A 17,587-nucleotide genomic window follows, 5' to 3' on the forward strand; every position below is an offset into this window, starting at 1 on the left:
AAATAAAGCAATATTCATGCCAATCTTTAGAAGATTGCTATCCGGCAAGTCGCTTTCATGCTTAAAGCATGCACAACCTGAATCGATTGACAAGGGAAAGGAAGATCGGGTCAGCGGTGGAACATTCCGAAGCTTGGAGTAGAGGAGTCGCGGCGTGCGGGAGCGGCGTCAGCGATTGGAGAAAAAATAGAACAACAGTCCCTGGGGGTGTGGCTGCCGACTTGAACACCGGACAGTGTTGCTTATGATTTTTGGAGCCTTACTGCAAATACCCTATGATATCCAGTGGAAGGACCGGGTTTGCAGTTTCTGGCACAGGACAAGGTGCAATTTGCGGGCCTGGCATACCGGCTGAATACCTGCGCCCTTAGGAGTGCTCGCCGGGAAAGCACCCCCCAATATCTCAGCAGGCACTTCTATGGCGTTCTAGTTGCGATTGGGATCGCATAAAATGATAGCCCGGTACCACAATGAATCTTGCCCGCCGCCCCATGACGGATAGCATGAACAAAGGGATTCGCTTGCCAGACGAGGTTATCTGTCATCCTTCTTTCCGCCCATAAACATCTTCAAAGCGCACGATATCATCCTCACCCAGGTACGAACCCGATTGCACTTCGATCATCTCCAGCGGCAAGCAGCCCGGGTTTTCCAATCGATGGCGGGTACCCAGCGGAATGAAGGTGGACTCATTTTCGGACACCAGGTAGCTTGCGTCTCCGCGTGTCACCTGTGCCGTGCCGCGCACGACGATCCAATGTTCCGCGCGGTGATGATGCATTTGCAGCGATAGGGCAGCCCCCGGCTTAACCACAATTCGCTTTACCTGGAAGCGCTCGCCGGCATCTACGCCATCGTACCACCCCCATGGACGAAAAACCTTGCGGTGCAGTTGTCCCTCGGGCCGCCCCTCGCGTTTAAGGCTATCGACAATCTTCTTCACATCCTGCGTCCTGCTCATATGAGCAACAAGGATGGCGTCCGGCGTTTCGACCACCACCATGTCGTCCACCCCCACGCATGCCACCAGCCGGTCTTCCGACATGACCAGCATATTATTACAGTCATGCAACATCACGTCGCCTTGCGATACATTGCCCCGCTGGTCTTTTGGCAGTACTTCCCACAAGGAATCCCAAGCGCCAACATCGGACCAGCCGGCCGAGAGCGGAATGACCGCGCCGATTGGCAGCGAGCCCTCACCGGCAGCGATGCGCTCCATGACCGCATAGTCGATAGAATCGCTTGGACACTGCATAAACGCTTCCCTGTTTACGCGCAAAAAGTCGCCATCAATTGAACCTTTATCCCAGGCCGCGCGGCATGCCGCCAGAATATCCGGCCGGCAGAAGCCGATGGCCGAGAGCCATACCGAGGCTCGCAACATAAATAAGCCACTGTTCCAGAAGTAAGAACCGGCATCAAGATAAGCCTCTGCCGTAGCAAGGTCGGGCTTTTCCACAAAGCGTGCGATGCGGCAGGTTCCATCCGGGTCGATCGGGTCCCCGGACTGAATATAGCCATAACCCGTTTCAGGCGAATCCGGCTTGATGCCAAAGGTGACCACTGCGCCTTCAGCCGCAAGAGTCATGCCTTTGCGCACCGCCGCCTGAAAACATTTTGTATCCGCGATGACGTGATCCGCAGGCATGACCAGTAAAATTGGATCCCCTCCCTCACGCATCGTCGCCAGGGCGGCCAGAGTCAGGGCAGGTGCGGTGTTGCGTCCGGCAGGCTCAAGCAGGAGCGTGCCCTTCATGCCTATCAGCCGCAGCTGCTCGGCAATCACGAAGCGATATTCTTCATTGCAAACCACCAATGGCGCCCCAAGCTCTATATCCGCCAATCCTTCCATGCGACGCACGGTAGCCTGCAATAAGGAGTCTTCCCCGATCAGCGGCAAAAGCTGCTTTGGATACTTTTCACGTGAGAGTGGCCACAAACGTGTGCCTGAACCCCCAGAAAGCACAACCGGAATCAATAATGACATGAAAATTCCCAATTAGGATAATACATGTTATCGGCTAAATCCTTCTTTGCCTAATCGGAGATCTCTTCCATTCAACCAAGTTTTCAAGAGATTTGATCCCCGTGCCGAGTACAAGAACTCTCGCTGCACTCTTTGGCCTGCCCTTTGATTCAATTTCCATATCCTTCAGGATTAGCCTTCTGCCAGCGCCAGGCGTCCGCACACATCGCGTCCAGTCCAAGCTTCGCCCGCCAACCCAATAAATCCAGTGCAAGCGCCGGATTGGCATAACAGGAGGCGACATCGCCGGGACGCCGGGCAGCAATCCTGTAAGGTACTGTTTGTCCACTTGCCTGTTCAAAAGCGCGCACCATGTCCAACACGCTATATCCTGTGCCCGTGCCAAGATTTATGGTCATACATCCGCCTTTTCCTTGTCTCTCCAGAACGCCCAGAGCTTCCAGGGCCCTGATATGGCCTAATGCCAGATCCACGACGTGGATATAGTCCCGTACCCCGGTACCATCCGGCGTTGGGTAGTCATTACCCCATACATTGAGGAATTCTCTGCGACCCACCGCCACTTGGGCGACGAAAGGCATTAAATTATCAGGAGTACCCTGCGGGTCTTCCCCGATCAGCCCGCTGGCATGAGCACCCACCGGATTGAAATAACGCAGGATACCGCATCGCCAGGAACAAGCACTGCGGTGCAGATCACGCAAAATTTCCTCGACCATCAGTTTGCTACGCCCATAGGGGTTGGTGGCAGAGAGCGGGTGGTCTTCGGTTAGCGGCAGCCATTGCGGATCGCCATAAACCGTAGCGGATGAACTGAATACCAGCGTTCGCACACCACACTCGTCCATCGCCTCCAGCAGACGAAGAGTACCAACGACATTATTGTCATAGTATGCCAGCGGTTGTTTAACCGACTCGCCCACCGCCTTGAGACCGGCAAAGTGAATGACCGCATTTGCCCCGCTTTCACGCAAGGCCGAACTCAGTGCGGCTCGATCCCGGCAGTCACCTTGCACCAGATGCAATTTTTTGCCGGCAATACGCTCCACTCGCGCCAATGCCTCGGGACGGCTATTGCAGAAATTGTCAAACACCGTGATATCAAAGCCTGCGTTCAATAATTCCACGCAGGTATGCGAACCGATATACCCCGCTCCGCCAGTAACAAATATCATGGAAATCCCAATTAAAAATCACAGTCGTTCAAAACGCCTGCTGCCATCCGTGGCTGGGAGAAATACGCTATCGACGCACATATTCCTTCAACAGCAGCCAGAAAAAAAACATGTCATCAACAAAATAGCGCTTGAACATGCGGCGAGGCTCCTGCAGAAATCGATAAAACCACTCAAGTCCGGCCCCCTGCATCCAAACCGGTGCGCGCTTGACCTTGCCAACTGCTACATCGAAAGTTCCCCCGACACCCATGGCAAAAGGAATTTTCATCTCTGCCTGATAGCGCCCCAGAAAATGTTCCTTCATTGGAGAACTTATGGCAACAAACAATAGATCAGCCTGCGCAGCCTTGATCTGCTCAACCACTTCGGCCTCCTCCTCCGGCTTCCAGTAGCCGTTGCGATAGCCAGCCACGGTCAAGCCAGAGTATTTCCGCATATAAACCTGCTTTACCCCCAAAACTACCTCCTCCCGGGCGCCAAGCAAATATACTCGCCAACCCTTCTCCGCTGAACGCTTCATGAGTGACTCAAACAAGTCCACCCCGGCTACACGTTCTTTGAGCGGCTTGCCAAGCAAGCGCGAGGCCCATACCACCGGCATTCCATCCACGTTGATCAGCGGGCACTCGTTGATAATACGGCGCAACTCAACGTCGCGGCTGGCCTTAACCAATTTGTCGACATTGACCACCACGTGCTGGTGGGGTCGCCCGCTTTGGATAAATTTCTCGATGGTATGCAGCGTTTCTTCCATCGAGAGATTATCGATTTGGCAGCCCATCATCTCGATACGCTGGTTCATGACAATTCCCTCGCCAGCACCTCGACAATCCGCTCTGCCGCTTTACCATCCCACAAATATGGGCGGCGACCCTGCTTGCCCTCCCCTCGCAACACCTTGCGCGCCTCCGAAACGATGCGTGCGGGGTCCGTCCCAGCCAGTACATTGGAACCCTCTTCCACTGTCACCGGACGCTCGGTATTCTCCCGGATGGTGATGCATGGCACACCAAGCGCTGTGGTTTCTTCCTGCAGTCCGCCACTGTCGGTCAATACCACAGCGGCGTCTTTCCATAAATGGAGGAAGGCCATATAAGCTTGTGGTCCCATTAATGTGATGTTCGGCCCAAGATTGATCCCAAATTTTTCCAGATTGCCTCGCGTGCGCGGATGTACCGGAAAGATTAATGGCAGCTCATGGGCGATTTGCTTCAGCGCCTCCCCGATAGGCACCATTGCCTCAATGCTGTCCACATTTGCTGGCCGATGTAGCGTTACCACGCCATACTGACCGCCGTTAACTTGATGCGCTGCTTTGAAAGTATTTGTTTCAAAACTAAAGGTATCGGAGCAGATCAGTTTTTCTGCTTGATACAATAAATTATCGACCATCACGTGCCCTACGTAATGTATCGCCGAGTCCGGCTTACCTTCTTTTTTTAGGTGCGCAATACCACTTGGCTCCGTTACAAAAAACCAGTCTGAAATACTATCAGTGACCAAGCGGTTAATTTCTTCCGGCATGGTCATATCGCCGCTACGTAAACCCGCTTCAACATGACCCACCGGAATATCAAGTTTCTTGGCGGCAATCGAGCAGGCCAACGTCGAATTCACATCCCCTACCACCAAAACAGCATCAGGCCGCTCAATCTGGCATAGTTCCTCAAATGCAATCATGATCTTACTTGTCTGCTGCGAGTGGCTGCCGCCGCCGGCCGCCATGAAGACATCCGGTTGGGGAATGCCCAGTTCCTCGAAAAAAACATCGTTCATGTCCCGATCATAGTGCTGGCCAGTATGGATAATCTTGAATGCCAAGCCGCCATGCGCTTGTAGAGCGCGTACGATGGGAGCAATTTTCATAAAATTCGGACGAGCTCCGGCAACCAGATATATTCTTTTCATATGCTTAGCTTATTCTGCCGGCCGACCCGGCTGTATACACGGAAACCGACACCCAACAATCCTGTCATCATCATCACATAGATATTGGGCTCTGGAACAACGGATATGGCCATGGATTGAAATGTCTCCTTTCCATCTCCGATCTTGACTCCACTGGAGTATGTCGTGACAGATGGCCAAGTAGACAGTGTGGGAAAAACATATGTACCGGTCTTAAACCATAGCCCGTGCTCGTCATTGAAGGTATTGATATGATTCTCTTCCTGGAAAAGCAGCACGCCATCCTTCCAGAACTCCAGGAAACCCGTATTGTCCGCAGCCCACTTCACATGTAAGTCCAGGAAAGTCCACTTCTCCGTATCAAGCGTCCACGACGCCAGTTCACGACGCTCAAAATCAATACCCGCTTTCGGAGAAGTACCCAGCGGAGAAGTAATCCTATCGTAATCAAATGAATTGGAAAGCTTTATCTTGTCATCTTGCACAACAAGGGCTAGCGTAGGGTACCGTAGGCTGCTCTCGCCCGTATCGGCAAGGCTTTGGATCTGTGCGATAACGAGTTCATTTTTGACGCTTCGCAGTGAATCAGGCAAGTAATACCCCCATGAGTACCAGCGCTCCGATCCCATGGGATCCTTCGATGCGCTAACTTCAGAGCGAAATCCGCCACTCGTCGACGAGTCCCCGAATAGCCGCGTTGCCCGCATCACCGATCCGCCAGAACCCGCCGGATCAAGAACGCGCTCTAAGTGGCCCGCAATGCCATGAGGTGCCAAAGTGGCGTTAATGGCCGTACCGTTCGCCTCGACCGCTGCATAGCGGGAAAAATCACCTTCGCTGAATCTGCCGTCAAAAACAATATCTGCAGAGGCATGGTCGCAAAAAAATACCAAGGCAAGATTAGCCACAACTACTTTAATTTTTGTCATGTTCGCACCTATAAAAAGAGGACAACACGTTGGAGATCCCAAAGAATTATGTTGTTGCAAAAATAATGCTTCCAAAAGCGCGTTAAATTTACGATTCGGTATTCGATATGCCGTTAGTTCGGATATCCGGTGCACGGTCCATGGCCATAACTTGAATGGGTGCCCATACGTATTCCACAATCAACACTATGGGTTCAACCGCTCCCTTATGCTCTTGATGCAGCTAACCATTAAATAACAATGGGCCATTTATGAATAGCTGCAACATCTTACAGGTGCATTGCGATACCCTTAATCAGCTTCTTCATGGAATCAATGCGATGTCGCGTAAGTGAAGCGCGGTCACAACCCGGTTCCAAGGCTACTCTACCAAGCCGCCGGGTCAGCTTTGACCAATATCGGGACCGGGCCAATGGGAATTTTCTGGCCCGGATCAATCGTAGCATCGGCCCGGCCGATCTGCTCAAATGCCACTGCCCGGAAGGGGGATGGATCCCACTCACCTGCCGCTTTCTCCGACCACACCAGCACGCCACGCCGGGAACCTCGTTCAATATCACACGACCATACTTCCGCCGAACTGCGTGTACATCCCATGAGCCGGCTACCCACCAGCCAATGAAATACTTTATTGTACGCGATGCTCATGGTGGTTGGGCTGTGTCCCGCGGACCCAGCCAGCCCCATCGTCGGATGAGGCGGCTCGCCATCCCAATTGAACCAGTACACTCGCTGAATACCGCTGCCCGCAGACAGAATCAGCGCACGCGCTACATAACCTGCTCCCTGCCAGTGATCAAGAATATCCTGCCAGCGGCCTTTGGGCGTTTGCGGTTGAACACCCAGGTCCGCTCGTGCAAACTGGTAGCCCATTTCTGTATTCCAGATTGGCTTGTTCGGCAAATCATAAGCATTCAGCAAGGTACGCAGGCGTGCAGCCACATCAGCTATTACTTCCGGAGGTGCTACGTAAAAGTGGAATCCGATAACATCGGCCCAGCGTCCACCCCCGAGTTTGAGAAATGCTTCAAGTCGTTTCAAGCCATTGCCCTCAATTGTGACAGAAGGCGAAACCACTGTAATTGCTGGGTCAACCTCCTTGAGCGTCGTGTAGGCGACTTTAGCCAATTCAACCATTTTTGCCGCAGAACCCGAGTAGGACTGCGTAGCTCTCCCATCCCGAGATGTAGCCTCTACTTCTGAGAAAGCGGGTTCGTTCCAGATTTCATACGCGGAAATACGTCCTTTATATCGGCTCGCCACGGTGCGAACGTAATCGGCCCAGTCTTTCAAATCACTCGGCTCGGCGGCACAACCGAGACCCTGCCCGCATGGCTCTTTCGGCCGCGATGAAGCCCATTGAGGCGTGCGCCCGAGAGTCAGCATCACGTCAACATCATTTTTTTCCGCAAGTTCGACATACCGATCGAGCCGCGAGAAATCCCATTCACCTTTGACTGGCTCGAGCTCATACCAATTCGTATAGGTCCACCATAATCTCCAGGAGCCAAAGGGTATGAATGGCCACCCCGAGCGCTGCCCCTTCGGGTATGGCACATCAAGATGATGGATATGCATCCCAAAAAATTTTCGATCAATTTCCTTTGCAGAAACTGTATTTTCTGCCGCGACTGCACCCCCTGATGACAGAACGCCAGCTAAACCCATCAGGAAAATCATATACGCCGCTTTGACTTTGAATCCAGCTAGCCAGAATTTTCCATTTACATGGTGTGTCATATCGTTCTCCTTCGAAATAATGTCCGGGATAACTGGGCAATACTCCACGTCGCGAAAACCCGGACGTAGGGAAAGAACCAGTAAAGTACCCAGGCAGGACCACAATGCCGACGGGTAAAGACCGCCCATGCATAAGGCGGCCTCCCTTTCGGCCCAAGAATAATTTTCAATCGTTTTCGGAGAGGTAAATTCCTATCCATAAACGTTCCTTCAATTTTATTTCTATCGCAGACCCCGACGAATCCAGGTGCAACCCAGAGTGCAATACCCGCCTTCCGGGCACGAAGACCATAGTCAAAATCGCCAAGTCCATGAACAAATATGGTGTCCAGATTTCCCACCACGGAAGCGACAGCCACTGGAATCCATACGCAATTGCCATTTACCGTCTCGCATGCAACAGCTTCGGTCTCTGAATACACCAGTTGTGGGGTCGTGCGTTTCCACCAGGAAGAAAACACGACTCCACCATAGGTTGCCTTTTCCCTCTTGCGATCTTGAACAGTTCCCACGACGATAGCGTATTCACCCCTTATTGCACTCCTTGTATTGAGCGTGTGTTCCAGCCTGAGCAATGTGTCCTTTACCAGATGCGTATCATCGTTAAGCCACAGAAATCGATCATGACCACCTTGGAGGGCCTTTTCAAACGATATATACATGCCTCCGTTCCAGTATGCGTTTCCATCAGTTCGCGTGATGAAAACTTCTGGATAAAGCTCTCGAACAGCTTCATACGTGCCATCGCTGCTGCCATCGTCCGTAAGATAAACGGCCAGCTCCCAGTCAGATGGTTTATCCAGCGAATAAAGTGCTTCCAAACAAGCAAGCGTACCTTCACGGCGATTATGGCAAGTGAGAATTGCGGCGACTCTCATAATTTAGCGACGCCTGGAATCTGATAAGGAATCGTTCGCGGCAAAGAGCAGAAATCCAAAAATCATGAAATGCATAAAAAATGTTGCATCAATAACCGCGAGAGTTCTAATAGGGGTTTCAGTTCCACATCTCAGCAACAAGAAAGAAACCAGCGCAAGAGATATCCCTCGCGTATACGACGCTGTCCGTATCGCATATACAACCAGGGTGACCAAATAGATGAGGAGACCGGCAAGACCCACCACACCGGAATCACCCAGCGTTTGAATTACCTGATTATGCGCCTGACCCACATAGAGCATCAGAAACTGCGCCCTGAACTCCTGGCCCCACAAAGTAGGCCCATAACCAAACCACGGGTTCCTTTCCCAAAGCTGGAGCGTTATCTGCCAAATCTCGGTCCTTCCGGTAAAAGTAGACAACGACGACAGTGCGGGATAACGGAAATACGATCTGATCAGTAACTCATCCGAGAAGAGCAGTCCGGCAAACGCAACCACGGAGAACACACCGGCCACCGACAATATTAATGCAGCCCGGAATCGCATTTCTGATGAGCCTTTCTCGGACAGGAAACGTGATGAAATCAGATAGTAAGCGGCAAGAACGCTTACTGCTACTATTGCTGCAATCCAGGCCGTTTTGGACTGCGCAAGCAGCAGTGTCAGTAAAGCCGCCCCCAAAAAAAAGATACGGAAGCCGGCTCGAGCCGGTTGATACCACTCAAGCAACAAATAAATCACGGCCAGCGGTCCCAGCACATTTGGATGCGCTGTCAACCCGGCAAGCCGCCCCGACAGTCCCGGAATCAGGATTCCCTGTGCAGTATAAGAGAAGGCCCAATCCGGTTTTACGCATAGCAGCAAGCTCCCGACCAATACGACTGCAATGATCAGTTTTACGTGGTAAACGAATCCCTTGAGAGGTATATCGTTAAGCATGAATAACGCCAACAGCATCATGGGACCGTAAAATAACTGGGGAACGAATGCCGGCACTGTGCCGAATAGTGAGCTCAGCACGAAACTCGCGGCGACAAAGATAAAGTATGCCCAGATCAAACCAGTGCCGGCTTTAAGCACCCGGTCTTTTCCGGTTGAAAAATGCGCGATCACACCAATAGCCGCCACCAATGAAAGCGCCGTCACTATCCGTTTGAACCAGACCGCCGCAATAGCAATGAATCCACCTCCGCCCGTATCGCCGATCACAGGATCATATTCGCCCCCGCCAATTCGAATAATCGCGAACAGCAGTGTGCCGCCAAGGCCGATCATCCAAACCAGCAAATAGGCTATGCGAGTGCGTCCGAGGTATCCGATACCTCGTTGCAGGGAAAAGAAACTCAAAATCGAGCCTGCTGCGAGCACGAAACTTGAGAAGATCAGGATTGTTTCAACCATACTGGCATTCGATGGAAAATTTGGTTTGATGCAGCTGGATAGAGCAAACTGGCAGTTCGTAAGGTACTAAACTTTTCGCTGCGATCCTCTGCCAGAGAAGATTTCAACTACGATGATATACGCCGTCGACCTGTAGCAGATGACCGGAATCCCTGTCTGAAAACCCATGCTCTATAGATACGAGCTTGTAACCCTTTTCAGTAAGAAGACCATTCAAATCATTAAAAAGTATCTGCCCCTGGTATAGCGGAACCAGGGACATTTCCAATTGAATCATGCATATGCGGCCGAGAGACTTATCTGCACCCTTAATCACTTTATGTTCAAATCCTTGCGTGTCGATCTTGAGGTAGATGTTGTTTTCCAATGAACAATAGCTATCGATTACGGAATCAAGAGTCTTGACGCAAATCGTTTCACGCCCGATATATCCTGAACTGGGGGCTGATTTCAGATGCGAAGGCAACATATTGAAAAGCGAACTGCTGTATGAATTCCCGGCAATATTAATATCCGCCATTCCATCTTCATCCCCCAGAGCAAAATTGTTCACCTCCCATTTTGAATCGCGTGCGGCATTTTTCTTCAGTGTTTCAAACGCTGAACTCTGTGGCTCGAAGGACACGATCTTCCCGGAAAATTCCAGGTCTCTTCTCAGCTCTCTGGCAAACTGACCGATGTTGGCACCCACATCCAGGACGGTATCTATTGCATAAGTCTCCAATAATTTTTTTCTCCGCGCCAGCGTATGGGAAGCCGGATCAAATCGGGATACGTCATATCCTGCCTTCCGCAGTAAACTTCGGAGCTCTTGCCTTAATCCCATGTCGTATTTCCCGTCGTCAAATTCTCATCAAGTAAATCAAGATTTTCCGCACCAACTGTTTCCCCATGATTGTTTTTCGGGCACATGCCCGCGGATCTCCTGGGATATCAGCCTGCAGCAGAAAACCGCGCCATGCCCCTGATATATATTCCTGATGTGACAGGACAAGGTCATTGAAGCACGCGGCGATAAGCATCGAGATACTGCCCGGCTATGGCTTCGGGGCTGGCGATCTGCCATATCCGTTTTTGAGCATGGCTGGCGAGAATTCTTATCTCATCGGGCCTTTTCAGCACACGACGGATGGCTGCCTCGACTGCAGCAACATCCATCACATCCACCAGTTGGCCTGCTGCACCGTGGTCCAGCAACCAGGGTATGGCGCCGGAACGGGTTCCGCCGATAATCGGCACTCCCAGCGCCATGGCTTCAGCCACAGCCATGCCGAACGACTCAGTAATAGCCGTATGCACCAATGCATCAGAGCCGGACAACTCTTCCAGCAGCTTGCGATGTTGCACGCCGCCCCGTAATTTTATGCCATCGAGGCGCACGCCCGCCGCCCGTATATATTTTTCAGCCTTCCCATTAGGTCCGAAGTCCGGGCCATACAAATGCAGCTCGGCGTCTTGCCCGATTGCTTGTCGAATATTCGCAAAGGCTTTTATCCCCGGCAGCGGATTTTTAAATCCGTTCCAATACCCGGCAACCATTGATATAACCGGGAACCGTCCATTACCAGGAAATCCTGCCCGCACCGGTTCAAGATCCTTGAGCCAGACGGGTAAAGGGTTTGCAATCACGTCTGCCGGACGGATGCCCTTTTGCGCCAATCTGTCCGCCAGATAACCGGAAACAACCGTTAGCGGGAGGCCTCTTGCCAGTATTTTCCGAGCCATCAGGTAACGGCCGAAATAATAGGGACTCAAGGTGAAACGTAGAATGTCTTCAGGCACATCATGCATTGTAGCAATGGCGGGAACACCCGATTCCTGGGCTACCATCGCGAATTCGTATGTCCAGTGTGCATGAAGAATATCGATCTTTTCCTGCGCGACCGCTGATGCCAGTTTCCGACGCTCAAGGGAAAAAAAATCGCAGATCCGCCCCAGTCGCCCGTGGCGGGGAAGCGTTCCATTCGGCCGGGCCGGGCAAAGCCACAGGCGGAAGCCTGGTCCATCCAGATATTGAGGATCATTCGACGGATGGAGGCTGCGGTCCGAAGTAAAAGCAACAACGTCGTGACCCATTCTCAGATATGTGGTAATAAGTGTAGCGATAAAAGGTGCGCCGGGGTAACCCGGTGGCAAGGGAATATCGTCTCCAACATCAAGAAGATGCCGTACATCTGCTGTCGCTACGGGACTGATAATACCAATCCTCATCTTTTTTCCCTGCGATGCTCGTGCTCACACATAATGGCCTCTATGCGTGACGCTACAAATCGCGGCAGGCGGCCGGAAAACCGTCGCAACACCCTGGCAAGACCTGGAGCCAGCACCCAGCCGGGAACCAGCCAAAATAACGCAAAGGAAAGCGGACCCGCAATGACTACAGCAAGTCCGATCTGAATTAGCGGGTAGTACACCTTTGCAAACGCCACCGCCAGGGCAGTACTACCCGCGGCGACACAACCCAGAACTAAAGGTCCGCGAAAACAACCTGTTACTTCACCCAACCGCAGATCGAGTATACGCATGACAGTCAGTACCAGTAAAAAAGCCCTTATAAGGTAGACCCCAAAGACCACCCAGGCGAGCTGAACAGGTGTAGCCAGACCAAGGACAATAACCAACCCGAGAAAACAAAGTACTGTGAACCATTGAAGCAGGGATTCGGTCCCCACACGGTTCATCCCCCACAGAAGAGGCCCGGATACGGCTGTCACTGCATGCAATGGCATGGCTAAGGCGAGCGGTTGCATCATTGCAACGGCCTCTTTCCATTCCTGACCATACAAAACAAGTATTAGAGGCTCTGCAAGCATTGCAGCGGAAATAAACACGGGCACCGTGGCAACGGCGACCAGGGACAGGGTCGCAAGATAGGCCGCACGCAAAGCACTATGGTCATTCTGAATAGCGGCGCTGGTGGGAAAAAGGACAGATTGCAGTGTTGTTACCAAATGATTGGTGGGGTAGCGGACGAGGTTGTAGCTCACCGCATAAAAGCCCAGCGAACGAGCACCAAAGAAACGCGCCACTAAAAGATTGTCGAGATTCTCAATCAACCAGTTAGCAATATTGGTAGTAAGGGCGCGCGCACCAAACCAGGATAAATGATTTATGCCTTGGGGCCAGGTGGGGACAAGCCGATGCCTGACTTGAGTGAACATAAGTATCCATGAAATGAGCAACTGAACAAGCCAGGCCCAAAGCATTGCCCAGGCGGTATGTAATATGGCGGCAAGGGTAAACCCCACAAAAACCTGGCCAACAATCATTCCTGTCAATTGCGCCAGTTGAATGCGTTTGAAATCGAGCGATTTTCTCAATAACGCAAGCGCAACGGATGCAATGACCTGAAGAAAAAGAGGAATGGCGGCAAATCTCAGATATGCCACAGCCTCCGGATTGCCAAGCAGGAATGCCAGTTGCTCAGCGAACGCAGCAAGCAAGCCTGCCCCAAACAGACCACTTATTACAAGCAGGGTCCATACACGCTGAATGTCGTTGCTGGTCAGTGATCGTGTCTGGATTAACGCTGAACTTAGGCCCATTTCCGCAAGGAGATAACCCACTCCAACCACCATGAAACACAGAGCGTAATAACCAAATTCGGCCGGACCCAGGAACCGCGCCAGCACAATTTGTGCAATCAATTGAATTACAACACGAAACACTACACCAATGTAATTCCACTTGGCGGCACGGAGCGCTAGGTGGGCGACTGTGCTCCGGGATATCGTTGCATCATCCCCATTAACAGGATTAAGCGGCGCTTTGGCCACGAAGGAAATCTGCATACGCTCGGCCTATTCCTTGAACCAGGGAAGTCCGGCTAGACCAACCGATACGTTGTAACCGGGAAACATCCATCAATTTCCTGGGCGTTCCATCTGGTTTACTCGTATCAAAGACAATCTCGCCGGTATAACCCACGATATTTTTTACCGTTTCGGCCAGTGTTTTGATAGTGAGATCCTCGCCTACACCGATGTTCACCAGTGGCGGCTCGAATCTCCCCGTCCGCGATTCGTCACTGCCCAAAAGACTCTCATAATCTTCATCCGGCAGATTCATGAGAAAGACACACGCATCAGCCATATCGTCGCTGTAGAGAAATTCCCTTTTTGGATTACCGGTACCCCATACGACCACTTCCTTGCAGCCAGCCTGCTTGGCCTCATGGAATTTGCGGATCAACGCGGGAATTACATGACTATTGTTCAAATCATAGTTATCGCCGGGTCCGTAGAGGTTTGTCGGCATCACGGCAAGAAATTTGGTACCGTATTGCCGGTTGTAACTCCAGCACATTTCAATGCCCGCAATCTTGGCCACGGCATAGGGTCGATTAGTTGGCTCCAGCGGGCCAGTCAGCAGGTACTCCTCCTTCATCGGCTGCGGAGCCAGTTTTGGGTAGATGCAACTGGAACCCAGAAACATAAGGCGCTTGACCTGAGCTTTGTAAGCGGCGTGAATGACGTTGGTCTGGATAACGAGATTGTCGCGAATAAAGTCGGCCGGATAAAGATTGTTGGCCAGAATACCGCCCACTTTTGCGGCCGCAAGAAAAACATAATCGGGTTTTTCCCGTGCAAAAAAAGTCTCGGTGGCTCCCTGATCAGTCAGATCGAGTTCAGTATGGGTTTGCGTGAGAAGATTATCGTAGCCCTTTGCCTGAAGATTCCGAACAATGGCGGAGCCAACCAACCCACGGTGGCCGGCTATGTAAATCCTGGTATTCCTGGCTACCGGGTTATTACTCATGATAGTCATAGGCGGCGAATCCATGTTTCTTCACCAGTTCATCCCGCTCGGCGCTCTTCAGGTCCTCGCGCACCATTTCGGCAACCAGTTCGTTAAAACTGGTTTTTGGCTTCCATCCGAGTTTTTCTTTGGCCTTGGTCGAATCGCCAAGAAGTGTTTCAACTTCGGTAGGGCGGAAGTAGCGCGGGTCGACTTTAATAATGAGTTTGCCATGTTGATCGGTGCCGGTTTCCTCGACGCCCTGACCTTGCCAGTCGATCCTGATGCCCAGTTCCCTGGCGGCGAGGTTGACGAAATCCCGAACTTTATGCTGCACACCCGTGGCAATGACAAAATCTTCAGGCTTCTCCTGCTGGAGCATGAGCCACTGTGCTTCAACATAGTCTCTGGCATGACCCCAGTCACGCAGCGCATCCAGGTTGCCAAGATACAGGCAATCCTGCAGGCCAAGCTTGATGCGGGTTAGCGCCCGGGTAATCTTGCGTGTGACAAAGGTCTCGCCGCGAATAGGGCTCTCGTGATTGAAAAGAATGCCGTTGCAGGCATATAAACCATAAGCCTCGCGGTAATTGACGGTGATCCAGTAACCGTAGAGCTTGGCAACCGCATAAGGACTGCGCGGATAGAAAGGGGTTGTTTCTTTCTGAGGAGTCTCTTGCACAAGACCGTATAGTTCGGATGTGCTGGCCTGGTAGAAGCGGATTTTCTTTTCCAACCCCAGAATACGGATGGCCTCCAGAACGCGCAACGTGCCAATACCGTCGGCATTGGCTGTATATTCCGGGGTCTCGAAGCTGACCGCAACATGACTCATGGCAGCAAGATTATAAATTTCGTCGGGCTGCACCTGCTGGATGATGCGAATAAGATTCGTCGAATCCGTCAGATCGCCATAGTGCAAAACGAAGTTGCGTTGAGAAACATGCGGATCCTGGTAAAGATGATCGATCCGGTCGGTATTGAACAGCGAGGAGCGGCGTTTGATGCCATGTACAATGTAACCCTTCTTGAGCAGAAAATCAGCAAGATAGGCGCCATCCTGGCCGGTTATGCCGGTAAGAAGTGCAATTTTCTTCATTGGATCAGTTGAGTGAAAGATTACCGTTTAGCTTCTTGCGGTACTCGGGGGTTAAGGCATTAAGCATTTGATCGGCAAACTGAGTCTGCATTTCATATGCATTAGTGGCTTCGGCGTCGATGGAAGAAATACGAATCAGCATGCCATCGGGAATCTTTCCGTTAAGGCCATAACTCATTTCGGCCAGTTTTTTCTGGATACCGCCTTGAAACACACGATCGCCGACCGTGGTCCAGTACGTAACTGGTTCATTGCGTTGTCCCAGACTGGTCAAGATGCGGGTTACCGGAATTGAACCGTTCGCGGTAGTCAGGGCACCTGTTTGCTTTGACTGAAGTGAAAATCCTTGCGCGGGATAGCACACTTCAGGGTAATGCATCTGCATGGAGTCTCTCTGATTATCGCCATAGGCTATTGCAAGCATGATCCGATAGCCGTTGGCATTCACGTAGGTGCGACTGAGCGTCTGGGTGTAGATTTTATCTATGAGTTCTTTTTGCTGTGGATCGACGATCTGAATGGATTGTTTCTGATCTTCGTACCACTCACCAAAGTGGTGCGGTATTATCGTTTCCAGATCGATTGCCGGTCCTTGTTCAGCGATCTTGTAGGTTGGGCGCAGAGCGAGCGCGAGACCGGAGGCGGCGAGCATCAAGATCAGAAGAACAAAATTTCTGAGCCAGAGATTCATCGTTTCACGCTCCCCTCAACGCGCCACCACGGGCACTTCGCAGCTTGACGCCCAACTGCAGCAATGAATCCACTCCAATGATCAACAACAGCGCACTAAGAAATAGCACCATGCCCGCAAACCCGTGCAAAAAGCCTTGTCCGGCCTCGTCACCAAAATGATAAGTAATTAATGTCAGTACCATTACACGAATAACATTGGCGGTAAAGGAAATAGGCACAATCAGGATAGCGAGGGCAATGTTGCGGAAGAGCGAATCATGCCGAATAATATTCAGGTAAAGAAGTCCCAGTGCTTCAAGTGTAAACAGGGTATGCAAACCCGCGCAGGCATCCGCCACCAACAGTTTATACTGTCCGATCTGGAGAATGACACCAGTACGTGCAATAGGATAATTCGCCCAGAAAAGAATATTTTCCGCTACGTAAGAGACAGCCATTTTCATCGGCATAGTCAATACGTCTACTACCGCACCGGGCAGCGGAACCATGAAAAGCATAAAGAAAAGCGGAAACCACTGCGCCTTAAGCGCAGCCCCGCCACGCATGAGCAGGAGAATGGAGGCAAGCAGCCAGATGACCGAACCGACCTCGAAAACCAGAATATCTTGTGAGCGACCCACAATATAAAGTACCAGGCCAAAAATGAAGACAGGCCAACCGGCTGCGGCAGAAATGGATTGACCTTCGCTGACTTGCCACATCTCCGGCCACTTGCGATACATAAGCCAACAGGCGATACCGAGTACAATAGGACCGTGTGCTTGCTGATCGGTACCCCAGACTCCCCGAAACAAATCAACCAGGGTGGGTAAATAAAGTACTAATAATCCAGCGATAATCGGTAACCAGGCAAACAACGGGTTGGTCCAGCCTTTCGGCTGACCCATTTGTCTGATAAAGGTCACTGGAGAATTCATGCTTATTCTTGTTTTGGCAACGAGCGATATCTCGTGAATCCAGCGTTGCAGCTCCCCATAAGCAACACAGCCACGGGATCGCTATTCAGGGTGAGATTATGCATTGGAACATCT

At 51.6% G+C, this 17,587-nt stretch carries 15 protein-coding genes; all 15 read right to left on the bottom strand.

The window, feature by feature from the left end; all coding sequences use genetic code 11:
- Positions 1-541: 541 nt before the first annotated feature.
- A complete protein-coding gene (locus EBAPG3_RS01405) occupies positions 542-1,990 on the bottom strand; it encodes a mannose-1-phosphate guanylyltransferase/mannose-6-phosphate isomerase (protein ID WP_004180921.1) in 1,449 nt (482 codons plus the stop codon).
- Positions 1,991-2,139: 149 nt separating this feature from the next.
- Entirely contained in the window at positions 2,140-3,165 is a 1,026-nt protein-coding gene (galE, locus tag EBAPG3_RS01410) for a UDP-glucose 4-epimerase GalE (protein ID WP_004180924.1), read from the bottom strand.
- 67 nt (positions 3,166-3,232) lie between these two features.
- Positions 3,233-3,970, bottom strand: coding sequence for a WecB/TagA/CpsF family glycosyltransferase (locus EBAPG3_RS01415; protein WP_004180926.1), 738 nt, complete (start codon positions 3,968-3,970; stop codon positions 3,233-3,235).
- Entirely contained in the window at positions 3,967-5,076 is a 1,110-nt protein-coding gene (gene wecB / locus EBAPG3_RS01420; protein WP_004180928.1) for a non-hydrolyzing UDP-N-acetylglucosamine 2-epimerase, read from the bottom strand. Before wecB ends, EBAPG3_RS01415 begins: the two co-directional genes overlap by 4 nt.
- Positions 5,073-6,005 carry a polysaccharide lyase family 20 protein gene (locus tag EBAPG3_RS01425; protein ID WP_004180929.1) on the bottom strand — a complete coding sequence of 311 codons (933 nt, stop codon included), beginning with the start codon at positions 6,003-6,005 and terminating at the stop codon, positions 5,073-5,075. The genes wecB and EBAPG3_RS01425 overlap by 4 nt, the downstream gene beginning before the upstream one ends.
- A 366-nt stretch (positions 6,006-6,371) precedes the next feature.
- On the bottom strand, positions 6,372-7,745 hold the full coding sequence (locus EBAPG3_RS01430; RefSeq protein ID WP_004180930.1) for an endo-1,4-beta-xylanase: 1,374 nt from the start codon (positions 7,743-7,745) through the stop codon (positions 6,372-6,374).
- Positions 7,742-8,623, bottom strand: a complete 882-nt coding sequence (locus tag EBAPG3_RS01435; RefSeq protein WP_004180931.1) for a glycosyltransferase family 2 protein — start codon at positions 8,621-8,623, stop codon at positions 7,742-7,744. Before EBAPG3_RS01435 ends, EBAPG3_RS01430 begins: the two co-directional genes overlap by 4 nt.
- Positions 8,624-8,626: 3 nt before the next feature.
- On the bottom strand, positions 8,627-10,027 hold the full coding sequence (locus tag EBAPG3_RS01440; RefSeq protein ID WP_004180932.1) for an O-antigen ligase family protein: 1,401 nt from the start codon (positions 10,025-10,027) through the stop codon (positions 8,627-8,629).
- 103 nt (positions 10,028-10,130) lie between these two features.
- Positions 10,131-10,853 (bottom strand): FkbM family methyltransferase, encoded by a 723-nt coding sequence (locus tag EBAPG3_RS01445; protein ID WP_004180933.1) that lies wholly within the window; start codon positions 10,851-10,853, stop codon positions 10,131-10,133.
- Between the two features lie 170 nt (positions 10,854-11,023).
- Entirely contained in the window at positions 11,024-12,238 is a 1,215-nt protein-coding gene (locus tag EBAPG3_RS01450) for a glycosyltransferase family 4 protein (RefSeq protein ID WP_004180934.1), read from the bottom strand.
- Positions 12,235-13,818 carry an oligosaccharide flippase family protein gene (locus tag EBAPG3_RS01455; protein ID WP_004180935.1) on the bottom strand — a complete coding sequence of 528 codons (1,584 nt, stop codon included), beginning with the start codon at positions 13,816-13,818 and terminating at the stop codon, positions 12,235-12,237. The genes EBAPG3_RS01450 and EBAPG3_RS01455 overlap by 4 nt, the downstream gene beginning before the upstream one ends.
- On the bottom strand, positions 13,784-14,794 hold the full coding sequence (locus tag EBAPG3_RS01460; RefSeq protein WP_004180936.1) for a GDP-L-fucose synthase family protein: 1,011 nt from the start codon (positions 14,792-14,794) through the stop codon (positions 13,784-13,786). The genes EBAPG3_RS01455 and EBAPG3_RS01460 overlap by 35 nt, the downstream gene beginning before the upstream one ends.
- The gene (gene gmd, locus EBAPG3_RS01465) at positions 14,778-15,863 is read right to left on the bottom strand and encodes a GDP-mannose 4,6-dehydratase (RefSeq protein WP_004180938.1); all 1,086 of its coding nucleotides are present in this window, start codon (positions 15,861-15,863) and stop codon (positions 14,778-14,780) included. The genes EBAPG3_RS01460 and gmd overlap by 17 nt, the downstream gene beginning before the upstream one ends.
- Positions 15,864-15,867: 4 nt before the next feature.
- Positions 15,868-16,554 carry an exosortase-associated protein EpsI, B-type gene (epsI, locus tag EBAPG3_RS01470; RefSeq protein WP_004180939.1) on the bottom strand — a complete coding sequence of 229 codons (687 nt, stop codon included), beginning with the start codon at positions 16,552-16,554 and terminating at the stop codon, positions 15,868-15,870.
- Between the two features lie 4 nt (positions 16,555-16,558).
- Entirely contained in the window at positions 16,559-17,443 is an 885-nt protein-coding gene (gene xrtB, locus EBAPG3_RS01475; RefSeq protein WP_040853170.1) for an exosortase B, read from the bottom strand.
- Positions 17,444-17,587 lie beyond the last annotated feature (144 nt).

The organism is Nitrosospira lacus (genome assembly GCF_000355765.4).
Taxonomy (GTDB): Bacteria; Pseudomonadota; Gammaproteobacteria; order Burkholderiales; family Nitrosomonadaceae; genus Nitrosospira; species Nitrosospira lacus.